The organism is Derxia lacustris (genome assembly GCF_002105195.1).
GTDB classification, from domain to species: Bacteria; Pseudomonadota; Gammaproteobacteria; order Burkholderiales; family Burkholderiaceae_E; genus Derxia; species Derxia lacustris.
Map to the genome: position 1 here is coordinate 439,694 of NZ_MUHU01000025.1, position 12,159 is coordinate 451,852.

A 12,159-nucleotide genomic window follows, 5' to 3' on the forward strand; every position below is an offset into this window, starting at 1 on the left:
AGCGATGAAGATGCAGTACCGATGCTTGTTTGTGCGGCGCATGGCCGCAGCGCTGCCGCTGCGGCAGCTGGGTCTGGGCGTGGCGCTGAGCGCCGCCCTGGCCGCCGGCGCGCCCGCGCTGGCCGATGCGAGCGGCGCCCAGCCGGCGCTCGCCGCGCCGGCGGTGCCGGCACCGCGCGCGCTGCCGGTGGCGGCCGCCGCTGCCGTGGCGGCGCCGATCCCGGCCGGCGAACTGCCGCCGCTCGACGCCGTCGTCAGCTACGAAAGCCTGCTGGTCAGCCATGCCGGCATCACCGAGACGCGCAACTTCCGCAATCTGCTGATCCGCCGCCCCGGCCATGTGTGGATGCAGCGCCTGCTGCCCGAGCACCGCGCCGGCCACGGCGAAGCGGCCGAGCATGGCGGCCACAAGCATTTCGATTTCGAGGCCGCGACCCAGCACCTGACGCGCGACGCCGCCGGCGCGGTGCGCGCCGACTATGTCGACGACGCGGCGCGGCTCATCGTCTTCCTGCCGCCGGCCGAATACGCGGTGGCCGGCTTCGACGGCTCGTGGGAAGGCGCGGCGGCGCTGGTGCCGCAGAAGGTCGTGATGGCGATGCCGCGCATCAACCGGCCCGCGCCGGCCGGCGCCGAATGGCATGAGGAGCGCCGCAACGGCTGGACCAACCGCGTGCTCTGGTCCAACACCCTGCGCGTGGCGCTGGAGATCGAGACCGGCCGCGACGACGGCAGCGTGCGCCGCATCACCCGCGTCGTGCCGCGCACGCCGGCGCTGGCCGATGCCGAGCTGCCCTGGCTCAAGCTCAAGGGCTATGAGCAGAAGGAGTACCAGGACTTCCTGGACTGATCGGCGTGCATGACGGCGGTGGCGGCGTCGAGCGGCTAGCATCGGCTGGTCGCCGACCGCTCCCGCCGCCATGCCCATTCCGCTCAACTACATCGCGCGCAACCTGCGCGTGCGCAAGCTCACCACCGCGCTCACCGCCGGTGGCATGGCGCTGGTCATCTTCGTGTTCGCGGCGGTGCTCATGCTCGACGCCGGGCTGAAGGAGACGCTGGTCTCGACCGGCCGCGCCGACAACGTGATCGTGATCCGCCAGGGCGCGCAAACCGAGGTGCAGAGCGGCATCCAGCGCGATCAGGCCTCGCTGATCGAGTCGGTGCCCGAGGTGGCGCGCGATGCGGCCGGCCAGCCCTTCGTGTCGAAGGAATGCGTGGTGCTCAACTCGCTGCCGCGCCTGGGCAGCGGCAAGCGCGCCAACGTGGTGGTGCGCGGCACCGGCCCGGCGGGCGCGGCGCTGCGGCCGCAGGTCAGGCTCATCGAGGGCCGCATGTTCCGGCCCGGCTCGACCGAGATCGTGGTCGGGCGCCAGGTGCGCGACGGCTATGCCGGCGTCGAGCTGGGCCAGTCGCTGGCCTTTGCGCAGCGCAAGTGGACCGTGGTCGGCGTGTTCGATGCCGGCAATTCGGGCTTCGACAGCGAGATCTGGGGCGACGTCGACCAGATGCTGCAGAGCTTCCGGCGCAACGCCTATTCGAGCGTGCTGGCGCGGCTGGCCACGAGCGACAGCTTCGATGCGCTGCGTGCCCGGCTCGATGCCGATCCGCGCCTCAAGGTCGATCTGGAGCGCGAGAACCGCTTCTACGAGAAGCAGTCGCAGTCGCTGTCCGACTTCATCACCATCCTCGGCATGGTGCTGTCGGTCATCTTTTCCATCGGCGCGATGATCGGCGCGGCCATCACCATGTATGCCGCCGTCGCCACCCGCACCGCCGAGATCGGCACGCTGCGCGCGCTGGGCTTCCGGCGGCGCGGCATCCTCGGCGCCTTTCTGCTGGAGTCGCTGCTGCTCGCGGCGCTCGGCGGCGTGGTGGGGCTGGTGGCGGCGAGCTTTCTGCAAACCATCACCGTGTCGACGATGAACTTCGTCAACTTCTCGCAGCTGGCCTTCGGCTTCCGGCTCACGCCGGGCATCGTGCTGCGCACCGCCGTGTTCGCGCTGGCGATGGGCGCGGTCGGCGGCTTTCTGCCGGCGCTCAAGGCCGCGCGCATGAAGATCGTGGACGCGCTGCGCGCCGGCTGAGCCGGCGCGCGGTGCGGCGGCGCAAAGCCTGAACACCGCCGGGTTTGCTGCGCTTTTCCGGCGCCGGTCGCTTCATTCCCGGGCCGAGGCTGCCGTCAAGACTCAGACAGCCCGGGCTTCCGCACGGGCCCGAGAACCGACGGAGCATCGCGATGCACGCGATCGACAATTCCGCAGCCGGCCCCGCCGCGCTGCCCGCCCAGGCCGAGCCGGCCGCAGCGACCGGCGCCACGCCCGCCAGCCGCGCCACGCCGCAACCGCAGGCCGCCCCGGCCGGCGCCGAAACCCGCGTGCCCGACCTCAATCTGGCCGAGCGCCTGGCCTATGCGCAAAAGCTGGCCCAGGCCGAGCAGCAGCTGCTGCAATCCGAAAAGATGGCCTCGATCGGCCAGCTGGCAGCCGGCGTGGCGCATGAGATCAACAACCCGATCGGCTTCATCAACAGCAACCTCAACACGCTGCGCGACTACGTGGGCGATCTGCTGCGGCTGATCGACGCGCATGAGCGCGGCCCGGCCGAGGCGCGCGCCGTGGCCGAGGAAATCGACCTGCCCTATCTGCGCGAAGACCTCGGCAACATGATCGAGGAGTCGCTCGACGGCATCGCGCGGGTGCGCCGCATCGTGCAGGACCTGAAGGATTTCTCGCATGTGGACCACGGCGAATGGCTGTGGACCGATCTGCACAAGAACCTCGATTCCACGCTCAACATCGTGAACAACGAGGTCAAGTACATCGCCGACGTGAAGCGCAACTTCCTGGCCGGGCTGCCGCCGGTGTACTGCAACGCCTCGCAGATCAACCAGGTGTTCATGAACATGCTGGTCAACGCGGCGCACGCCATCCGCGCCCGGGTGCAGCAGGGCGATTACACGCGCGGCCTCATCACCGTGACCACGGCGGTCGAGGGCGAGGACGTGGTGGTGAGCATTGCCGACACCGGCTGCGGCATCGCGCCCGAGCATGTGGCGCGCATCTTCGACCCGTTCTTCACCACCAAGCCGGTGGGCCAGGGCACGGGCCTGGGGCTGTCGCTCAGCTACAGCATCGTGCGCAAGCATGGCGGCTGCATCACCGTGCGCAGCACGCCGGGCCAGGGCAGCTGCTTCAACCTCTGCCTGCCCATCAAGGGCGGTGCCGACACCAAGGCGTCCTGATCGTGCCCGCGACCGAACAGTTCCAGCGCGACGAAGACACCGGCTTCGCGCGGCGCAGCCATTTCTTCGACACCGTGCGGCGGCGCGCCGACGAGCATGCCGGCGCCGACGCGCGCTTCTGCCTGCTGGCGGTCGAGCCGGGCGATCTGGGCCCGGCGCTGTCGCTGCTGGGCGAGCTCAACGAGGCCGCGCTGCTGGAGGTGGTGGCCGACCGGCTGCGCCGCTTCGAGCAGGCCGGCTTCGACATCGGCCGCATCGGCCAGGCGCGCTTCGCGCTGCTGCTGCCCCATCTGGCCGATGCGCTGCATGCGCGCGAGATCGCGGCCCAGGTGGTCGATGCGCTCAAGCCCGACATCGCCATCGGCGCGACCCGGCTCACGCTCGATCCGCGCGCCGGCGTGGCGATCTTTCCCGACGACGGCGCCGATGCCGCGGCGCTGTTCCGCGCCACGCTCGCCGCGCTCAAGTACGCCGCCGAGCAGCATGAAAGCCTGGTGCTCTACGACCGCCAGATCGGCGCCGCCCAGGCGCGCGAGGCGCGCATCGGCCTGGCCTTCCGCACCGACGCCCAGCGCCTGAGCACGGCCCAGCGCGATGCCGAGGACATCGTGCTGTTCAGCGACGAGTTCGAGCCGGCGGCCGCGCCGGCCAGCGCCGCCGAGCCGGCATTCCGGCTGCGCGTCGAGCCGCGCCTCGACGTGGCCACCGGCCGCGCGGTCTGCATCGACAGCCAGCTCGGCTGGACCGATCCCGACGGCAATGCGCTCGACAGCGCCGCCACCTGGACGCTGGCGCGCCAGCTCGGCCTCACGTCGACGCTCGGCCGCTGGTGGCTGCGCGAAGGCATGCGCGGCTATGCCGAGGCCATGCAGGACATGCGCGGCGTGCCGCGCCTGGGCCTGCGCATCGCCTCGCGGCTGCTGCTGCGCGCCGACTTTGCCGCCGTGCTGCAGGAACAGATCGCGCGCGCCGGCCTGCGCCCCGACCAGATCGAGCTGAGCCTGCTGGCCCAGGCCCGGCTGGCCGACAACGAGCCACTGGTGGCCCAGGTGCGCGAGCTGCGCCGCGCCGGCGTGCGCATCGCGATCGACCATTTCGGCGAGGACGAGGCCGGGCTCGGCTTTCTGCGCCGCTTTCCGGTCGATGTGCTCAAGCTCGACGCGGCGCTGATCGCGCGCATCGAGAGCGACCCGACCGACAACGCGCTGCTGCGCTCCATCCTCAGCATCGCGCGCTGGCTCGACCTGGAAGCCGTGGCCTGCGGCGTCGAGCGCGAATCGCAGCGCGTGCTGCTGCAACGCCTGGGCTGCCGGCTGATGCAGGGCCCGCTGATCGGCGCCAGCACCGCGCTGCGCGATGCCGGCCAGCTGGTGCGCGCGCCGCGCGACGACGGCGAACCGCATGTGCCGGCCGCCGCGCCGCGCACCCTGCTGCTGCTCGACGACGAGCCCAACATCCTGTCGGCGCTCAAGCGCGTGCTGCGGCGCGACGGCTACACCATCCTGGCCACCACCGACCCGAGCGAAGCCTTCCATCTGCTGGCCACCCAGCCGGTCGATGTGGTGGTGTCGGACCAGCGCATGCCGATCATGAGCGGCACCGAATTCCTCAAGCGCGTGAAGGACCTGCATCCGCAGACCATGCGGCTGGTGCTGTCGGGCTTTACCGACGTGCAGTCGATCACCGACGCCATCAACGAGGGCGCGATCTACAAGTTCCTGACCAAGCCGTGGAACGACGAGCATCTGCGCGCCCAGATCGGCGAAGCCTTCCGCCGGCTCGACATCGAGCGCGACAACGAGCGGCTGCGCGAGGCGCTCGAATTCGCCAACCGCAAGCTCGAAGGCCTGAACACCGCGCTCGAAAGCCGCATCGAGGAGAAGACCGACGAAATCCTGCGCGACCTGGAGCTGCTCAACATCTCGCAGGAGATGTTCGATCTGCTGCCGGTCGGCGTGATCGGCGTCGACGACGGCGGCATGGTGGTGCTGGCCAATCCGGCCGCCGGCCGCGCGCTCGGCCCGGGCGCGATTCCGGGCGCCAGCATCGAGCAGCTGCTGCCCTCGGTCACGCTCGGCAGCTACCGGCGCTGGAAGCGCGCCGCCGGCCATGCCGGCGCGCCGGCGCTGCCGCGTCTGCCGCTGGAATGGACCGCGCCCGATGCGGTCGAGGCCAGCTTCTTCCGGCTCGGCGGCATCTCGCGCGCCCAGGGCGACATGATCGTGCTCGGCGACGGCACCCACGGCGCCGATCTGGCCGGCAGCGCCAGCCTGCCGCGCGGCGACGCCGGCCCGCGCACCGGAGGCGGCCGATGATCGCCCTGCCGCCCGCCAGCCCGGTCCGCGGCGCCGCCAGCGTCGATGCCGACGCCAACGCCGCGCCCGAACGGCGCGCGCCGCCGGGCCCGGCCGACGCCGATCCGGTCGGCGCCGCGATCGGCCTGCTCAACCGGCTGCCGGCGTTTTCGCCCGGCTTCGTGGCCAGCATGCGCGAGCTGGCCGACGACAACGTCAGCCTGGCCGCGATGGCCAGCGGTGTCGAGAGCGATCCGGTGCTGACGCTGCGGCTGCTGCGCGTGGCCAATTCGCCGTTCTTCGGCCTGAGCCGGCGCGTCGACAGCGTGCATGACGCGATCACCGTGCTCGGCCTGATGAATGCGCGCGCACTGATCGTGGCCGGCCGCGCGATGGACAGCCTGCGGCCCGACCCAAGCGCCGACTTCGACCTCGACGCCTTCTGGCGCCACAGCCTGGCCTGCGCCGCCGCCAGCGAATGCCTGGCGCTGCGTCGCGGCCTGCCCGCCACGCGCGCCTTTCTGGCCGGCATCGTCCACGACGTCGGCGAGCTGGCGACCGCGCTGCTCTGGCCCGAGCGCCATCGCGCGGTCCGCGCGGCGCGGCGCGCGGCGGCGGTCGACAAGATCGGCATCGAGCATCAGTGGTACGGCTTCGACCATGCCGAGCTGGGCGCGCGGCTGGTCGAGCACTGGCGCTTTCCGGTCGATCTGTGCCGCGCCGTCGCCGGCCACCACGGCACCCGGCAATGGGACGACACGGCCCAGCCCGGCTCGCTGCGGCTGGTCGGGCTGCTGCGCTTTGGCAATGCCTACGCGACCTGGATCGAGCGCAGCGGCGGCATCGACGGCCTGGGCGAGCGCGAGCCGCCGGCCGATCTGGCCGAGCTGGCCGACGACGATCTGGCCAGCCTCGGTCCGCGCATCGAGCGCCGGCTGCGCGCGCTGCTCGACATGGTGGCGGGGTGAGCATGGACGGACTGTTCGATCTCGACCTCGGCCCGGGCGAAACCCGGCGGCCGTCGGTGCTGGTGGTGGACGACGAGCCGAGCATCCTGTCGGCGCTGCGCCGCATGTTCCGCAAGGAGGACATCGACGTGTTCACCGCCGGCTCGGGCGCCGAGGCGCTGGAGTTGCTGGCCGGCCAGCCGGTCGATTGCGTCATCTCGGACATGCGCATGCCCGAGATGGACGGCGCCCAGCTGCTGGAGCAGGTGCGCAATCTGGCGCCGCAGACGGTGCGCATCCTGCTCACCGGCCATGCCGACACGGCCAGCACCATCGCCGCCATCAATCGCGGCCAGGTCAGCCGCTATGTGCACAAGCCGTGGAACGACAACGAGCTGGTGCTGGTGGTGCGCGAAGGCTTGCAGACCAAGTGGCTGGCCGAGGAGCGCGAGCGGCTCGAGGAACTCACGCGGGCGCAGAAGGAAGAACTCACGCGGCTGAATGCCGAGCTGGAAGACCGCGTCAAGGCGCGCACCTCCGAGCTGGCGCAGACCAACTCCTTCCTGGAGCTGGCGCACAAGGACTTGCGCACCACCTTCCTGAATGCGGTGCGCTCGTTCTCGACGCTGATCGAGCTGCGCTCGCCGGCGATCGCGGGCCACGGCAAGCGGGTCGCCGATCTGGCGCGCGCGATGGCGACCAAGCTCGGCCTGAGCCCGAGCGATCAGCAGGACATCGTGTTCGGCGCGCTGCTGCACGACATCGGCAAGATCGGCATGGCCGACGCCGATCTGGAGCACAGCTGGGCCAAGCTCGATCTGCCGGCGCGCAAACGCTTGCAAAGCCATCCGCACAAGGGCGCGGCCGCGCTGATGGGGCTGGCCGAGCTGAAGAACGCCGCCACCTACATCAAGGCGCATCACGAGCGCTGGGACGGCGCGGGCTTTCCGCTCGGGCTGGCCGGCGAGGAGGTGCCGGTCGGCGCGCGGATCATCGCCATCTGCGAGGACTTCGACGAGTTGCAGATCGGCCTGCTGACCGGCAGCAAGATGACCGCCGCCCAGGCGCGCGAGGTGGTGCTGCGCGGCAGCGACAAGCGCTACGACCCGAAGCTGATCGAGATCTTCGAGGCGGTGCTCGACGATCCGAACTGGAGCAGCGAGCGCGGCCGCTTCGTCGGCACCGAGGCGCTGCGGCCCGGCATGGTGCTCGGGCGCGATCTGCATGCGGCGAGCGGCGTGCTGCTGCTGGCGGCCGGCTTCAAGCTCGACGAGCCGATGATCCGGCAGTTGCGCGAATTCGAGCTGGCGGAGAAGAAGCCGCTGGCGGTGGCCGTGATGGATGCGCAGCCGCTCGCGCAGCAGTCGCCGGCCCAGCAGCAGCAGGGCCAGCAGATGGCGCAGGAGCAGCAGCAGCAGTAGCGCGCTGCGGCACGGGCGCAGGCGTCAGCGGCCGCGCCGGTGGCGGCGCTGGGCGAAGCGCGCCGGATCGACGGCGTCGAGCAGCTCGGTATCGACCGGCGCCGGATCGCCGCAGGCCAGCGCCGCGACGATCTCGCCGGCCAGCGCGGCCCAGGTGATGCCGCGCGAGGCGAAGGCGGTGGCGGCATAGAGGCCGGGCAGGCGCGGCCAGTCGGCCAGATGATGGTCGGGCGCGGCGGCGTCGAGCGCCTGGCCGACGGCGCCGACCAGCGGCAGCCGGTCGGAGGCGACCGCGCGCAGGCCGCTGCGGCCGGGCAGGGCGGGCGCGTCAGTGTCGGCATCGGCGTCCGGCGCGGGCAGCAGCGCGGCGGCGCGCAGGGCGGCCTCGGGCAGATCGAGCAGACGGGCGTAGCGGGCGCGGTTCTCGGCTTCTGCAGCGGACGTGAGCTGGCCGTTGGCGGCCACCGCCGCGACGCGCGCCGGATCGAGCTCATAGGTGGCGCCGACCAGCACGCCGGCCGCCAGCGCCGGCAGCACATAGCCGTCGCCGGTCACCGGAATGGCGGGCGCCGGCGCCCACATCGGCAGCAGATTGAGCTGGCCGGCGATGCGCTGGATCGGCCAGTCGAGCGCGGCGCCGGCGGGCAGGGCCGGCAGCGCTTCGGCGCCGGTGGCGATGACGGCGATGTCGGCGCCGGCGAGCGTCTGGCCGCTGGCGGCGAGCGCCGTCCAGCCGCCGGCGGCGGCCGCTTGCAGCGCGGCGACCGGCGTGCCGAAGCAGGGCCGCAGGCGTTCGCCGCGCGGATCGGCCGCCGCGAGCAGGGCGCCGCAATAGCGCGCCGGCACCAGCCAGCCGCCGTCGGGGAACAGATAGCCGCCGGCCATGGCGCCCGCGCCGGGCGGCAGCGGCATGCCGCCACGCACCGGGCCGCGCGCCAGTTCGGCGGCTTCGGCGCGCTCGACCCAGCGCACATGGCCGGGCGGAAAGTCGAGCGCGGCGAGCGCGGCGCGCATCGCGGCTTCCTCGGCGGCATCGGTGGCCAGATGCAGCAGGCCGGCGCGTTCGCCGCCCACGTCGAGGCCGAGGCTTGCAAGCCCTTGCAGGCTGCGCAGCGCGGCCAGATAGCCGGCCCGTGCGAAGCGGGCCTGGCGCGCATCGTCGCGTGCGACCAGCGGTTGCAGCGCGCCGGCCGGATTGCCCGAGGTGAGGCTGGCGGGTGCCGGGCCGGCGTCGATCAGCGTCACGGTGAGGCCGCGCGCCAGCAGCCGGGCCGCCACCGCGCAACCGGCCAGGCCGGCGCCGATGACGAGGGCGGTTGCGGGCGGGCGGCGGGCGGGTTCGTGGCGGCGGTTGGTGGCGGGCTGGCGCGCGGCGGGGTCGATGGCGGCGCCGCGGTCGGCATTGCCGGCGCCGGTCTCGCCCGAGCCCGTGCCAGCGAGCGCCAATGCGCGCGCGCGCCGGTGCGGCGCCAGCGTGGCCACGAGCATGTCGCGCTTGTCGCCGTGACCGCGCGCGCGGCCGACCTCGAAGCCGGCCTGGGCGAGCGCATCGCGTACGGCACGCGCATAGGTCCAGGTGGCGGCGGTGGCATCGGGCGCGGCCAGCCGGGCCAGCGCGCCGAACAGCCGCGCGCTCCACATGCGCGGATTGCGGTCGGGCGCAAAGCCGTCGAGATAGAAGGCGTCGGCACCGAGCGTGAGGCGTGGCGCGAGCTGGCCGGCATCGCCGAAGGCCAGCAGCAGCTGTACCGCGCCGTCGGCGAATTCGAGCCGGTGCAGGCCGGGCAGCGGCAGCGGCCACTGGCGCGCGAGTTCGGCGGCGTCATGCGGCGTCGCGGCGGATGGGGCGGCGGTCGCATCGGTCAGCCCATGACCGCGCCGCAGTTCCTGCGCCGTGACCGGATGCGCCTCGAACGACACGAACCACAGCCGCGCGCAGCGCGCCGGATCGGCCCGCCAGGCAGCGAGCGTTTCGAGGAAGTTGTTGCCGAAGCCGAAGCCGGTCTCGACCACGGTGAAGCGCGCCCGCCCCTGCCAGCGACCGGGCAGGCCATTGCCGCCCAGGAACACATGCCGCGCCTGGCCGGCCGCGCCGGCATCGCTGGTGTAGACATCGCCGTAATCGCGCGAATGCGGTCGGCCGTCGGGCAGGAAATCGAGCCTGGCCGGGCGCAGCGGCGCCGGCGCGGCGGACGGATCGGTACGGTCGGCGGGTGCGCCGGAAGACGGGGCGGAAGCAGGGCGAAACTCGTTCATCGGCCGAGCATAGCCGCTGCTAAGCTGGCTTTTCCGCAGCCAACTCCCTCCAAAAGCACATGGACAGTCATCAGGCGCTCAAGGCAAGAAACTTCCCCTCGGCCCACGAGGAAGCGCGCACCGCTGAAGAGCTGGTCGCGCACTACCAGGGCCCCAACGGCGCCTACCGGATGGCCTTCACCGACACCGAGTTCCTGCTGCGCGAGGAGCTGCGGCCGATCCGCATGCAGCTCGAACTGCTCAAGCCCGAGCTGATCCAGCGCGATCTCAACATCGAGTCGACCATCGTCATCTTCGGCAGCGCGCGCATCCAGCCGCGCGACAAGGCCGAGGAGCTGCTTGCCGCCGCGCGCCAGGGCGGCGATGCCGGTGCCATCCACCGCGCCGAGAAGCGGGTGGAAATGTCGCGCTACTACGAGGAGGCGCGGCGCTTCGGCCGGCTGGTCACCGAAGGCTCACGCGATCTGGGCGAGCCGGTGATCGTGGTGACCGGCGGCGGCCCCGGCGTGATGGAGGCCGGCAATCGCGGCGCCTTCGACGTGGGCGGCCCGAGCATGGGGCTGAACATCGCGCTGCCGTTCGAGCAGGCGCCCAACCCCTACATCACGCCCGAGCTGTGCTTCCAGTTCCACTACTTCGCAATCCGCAAGATGCATTTCCTGATGCGGTCGGTGGCGCTGGTGTGCTTCCCGGGCGGCTTCGGCACCTTCGACGAGCTGTTCGAGGTGCTGACACTGACGCAGACCGGCAAGAGCCGGCGCCGGCCGATCTTGCTGTTCGGCCGCGAGTTCTGGACCAAGGTGGTGAACTTCGAGGCGCTGGTCGAGGCCGGCATGATCGGCCCCGAGGATCTCGACCTGTTCAAGTTCGTCGACACCGCCGAGGAAGCCTGGGACGCGATCAAGCACGCCTACACGCTCGACGACCCGACGCGGGTCGCGCGTCAGGCCAGGGCGGCGGCAGCCGGCAACGGTTCGGCCGCTCAGTAACGCACGCCGGTGCCGACGGCGGCACCGAGTACCGAGCCGATCGCGATGGCGGCCGTGCGGCCATTGCCGCCGCCGATCTGGCTGCCGATGGCCGCGCCGGCGATCGCGCCGGTCACCGTGCCGAGGTTGGGGCCGCCGCCGTAGTAGCCGGTCTGCTCGCGGTACACCGGCGCGGGCGGCGCGGCGCGATACACCGGCACCTCGCGGTAGACGATGCGTTCGCGCACCACCGGCACTTCCTCGTAGATCACGCGCGGCGCGCGGCGCACGACCACCACGTCGTCGTCGCAGTCGTCGCGCCAGTGGCGGCCGCGATGCTCGCGGCGTTCATGCCAGTCGCGCCGGTCGTCGTCGACCACCACCACGCGCTCGCCGCGATAGACGCGGACTTCGTCGTCATAACCGTGGGCCTGCGCCAGCGGCGCGAAGGCAATGCCGGCCAGCGTGGCGAGTCCGGCGGCCAGGACGGGCAGACGCGGGAACGGGAAGCGGCTCATGTTTGTGTCTCCGTGATGCGGCACTTGCCGCGCCGCCTTTGTAATGCGCGGCGTGGGCGGCAGGGTTTACGGGCCGGGCGACTGTGTAACCGGAGGTGGCGCGGTTGGCGTTGCGCGGGGTTGGGCCGGCGGGCGCCGACGCGAGCGGCCGCCGGCCCAACCCCGCGCAACGCCTTTTTGGTTCTGAGGGCGACGGGCGTCCGCGAGCGGACGCCTCTGCTTCGAGTGCCTCGCTGGCTTGGTGGCTCGGCTCAACTCAACTCAGTAGGCTCGGCTCAGCAGCAAGCAGACGGCACCGCACTCACGCACGCCGACCTTCGCCCGCGACCCCGAGCGACGCGCCAGCGAGCCGCTGACTCTTCGCCCCCTCAGCCGCGCAGCGGCCAGCCCGCTCCGATCCGGAAAGCGGCTGGGCGGGTGGCGGGCGGGGCGCTCATTCGTGAGCGCCGAGCGCAGGTGCCGGGCGTCGGCGAACGCCGCAGGCGTTCAGGTCCGCATGTTTGAAGGCCGC

At 72.2% G+C, this 12,159-nt stretch carries 9 protein-coding genes; 7 read left to right on the forward strand and 2 right to left on the reverse strand.

The genetic code is table 11. The features are described from left to right. The first annotated feature begins 10 nt into the window (after positions 1-10). The 6 genes from B9P64_RS17870 to B9P64_RS17895 all read left to right on the forward strand — a co-directional run bounded on the left by B9P64_RS17870 (position 11) and on the right by B9P64_RS17895 (position 7,906). Positions 11-850: a hypothetical protein gene (locus tag B9P64_RS17870; RefSeq protein WP_139826369.1), complete on the forward strand. Its 840-nt coding sequence runs from the start codon at positions 11-13 to the stop codon at positions 848-850. A 70-nt stretch (positions 851-920) separates the two neighbouring features. Continuing rightward, on the forward strand, positions 921-2,087 hold the full coding sequence (locus B9P64_RS17875) for an ABC transporter permease (RefSeq protein ID WP_085317381.1): 1,167 nt from the start codon (positions 921-923) through the stop codon (positions 2,085-2,087). Positions 2,088-2,239: 152 nt separating this feature from the next. Beyond that, the gene (locus B9P64_RS17880) at positions 2,240-3,244 is read left to right on the forward strand and encodes an ATP-binding protein (RefSeq protein WP_176256868.1); all 1,005 of its coding nucleotides are present in this window, start codon (positions 2,240-2,242) and stop codon (positions 3,242-3,244) included. A 2-nt stretch (positions 3,245-3,246) separates the two neighbouring features. After that, on the forward strand, positions 3,247-5,559 hold the full coding sequence (locus B9P64_RS17885) for an EAL domain-containing protein (protein WP_176256869.1): 2,313 nt from the start codon (positions 3,247-3,249) through the stop codon (positions 5,557-5,559). Then, positions 5,556-6,506: an HDOD domain-containing protein gene (locus B9P64_RS17890; protein WP_176256870.1), complete on the forward strand. Its 951-nt coding sequence runs from the start codon at positions 5,556-5,558 to the stop codon at positions 6,504-6,506. The genes B9P64_RS17885 and B9P64_RS17890 overlap by 4 nt, the downstream gene beginning before the upstream one ends. A 2-nt stretch (positions 6,507-6,508) precedes the next feature. Then, complete coding sequence (locus B9P64_RS17895; RefSeq protein WP_085317385.1) at positions 6,509-7,906, forward strand: HD domain-containing phosphohydrolase; 1,398 nt, start codon at positions 6,509-6,511, stop codon at positions 7,904-7,906. 24 nt (positions 7,907-7,930) lie between these two features. Here B9P64_RS17895 and mnmC read toward each other — a convergent pair whose 3' ends face one another. Continuing rightward, positions 7,931-10,162, reverse strand: a complete 2,232-nt coding sequence (mnmC, locus tag B9P64_RS17900) for an FAD-dependent 5-carboxymethylaminomethyl-2-thiouridine(34) oxidoreductase MnmC (protein ID WP_085317387.1) — start codon at positions 10,160-10,162, stop codon at positions 7,931-7,933. Between the two features lie 59 nt (positions 10,163-10,221). Here mnmC and B9P64_RS17905 point away from each other — a divergent pair, with 59 nt between their 5' ends. Further along, positions 10,222-11,151 carry an LOG family protein gene (locus tag B9P64_RS17905; RefSeq protein ID WP_085317388.1) on the forward strand — a complete coding sequence of 310 codons (930 nt, stop codon included), beginning with the start codon at positions 10,222-10,224 and terminating at the stop codon, positions 11,149-11,151. On the opposite strand, the gene B9P64_RS27070 is transcribed toward B9P64_RS17905, so the two are convergent. Next, the gene (locus B9P64_RS27070) at positions 11,145-11,648 is read right to left on the reverse strand and encodes a glycine zipper 2TM domain-containing protein (protein ID WP_085317390.1); all 504 of its coding nucleotides are present in this window, start codon (positions 11,646-11,648) and stop codon (positions 11,145-11,147) included. The genes B9P64_RS17905 and B9P64_RS27070 overlap by 7 nt on opposite strands. Between the last annotated feature and the right edge of the window lie 511 nt (positions 11,649-12,159).

What these genes read in the sequence shown, in the direction of transcription:
- B9P64_RS17870 (WP_139826369.1), top strand. Translation starts at nt 11, where the DNA reads ATGCAGTACCGATGCTTGTTTGTGCGGCGCATGGCCGCAGCGCTGCCG.
- B9P64_RS17875 (WP_085317381.1), top strand. Translation starts at nt 921, where the DNA reads ATGCCCATTCCGCTCAACTACATCGCGCGCAACCTGCGCGTGCGCAAG.
- B9P64_RS17880 (WP_176256868.1), top strand. Translation starts at nt 2,240, where the DNA reads ATGCACGCGATCGACAATTCCGCAGCCGGCCCCGCCGCGCTGCCCGCC.
- B9P64_RS17890 (WP_176256870.1), top strand. Translation starts at nt 5,556, where the DNA reads ATGATCGCCCTGCCGCCCGCCAGCCCGGTCCGCGGCGCCGCCAGCGTC.
- B9P64_RS17895 (WP_085317385.1), top strand. Translation starts at nt 6,509, where the DNA reads ATGGACGGACTGTTCGATCTCGACCTCGGCCCGGGCGAAACCCGGCGG.
- mnmC (WP_085317387.1), bottom strand. Translation starts at nt 10,162, where the DNA reads ATGAACGAGTTTCGCCCTGCTTCCGCCCCGTCTTCCGGCGCACCCGCC.
- B9P64_RS17905 (WP_085317388.1), top strand. Translation starts at nt 10,222, where the DNA reads ATGGACAGTCATCAGGCGCTCAAGGCAAGAAACTTCCCCTCGGCCCAC.
- B9P64_RS27070 (WP_085317390.1), bottom strand. Translation starts at nt 11,648, where the DNA reads ATGAGCCGCTTCCCGTTCCCGCGTCTGCCCGTCCTGGCCGCCGGACTC.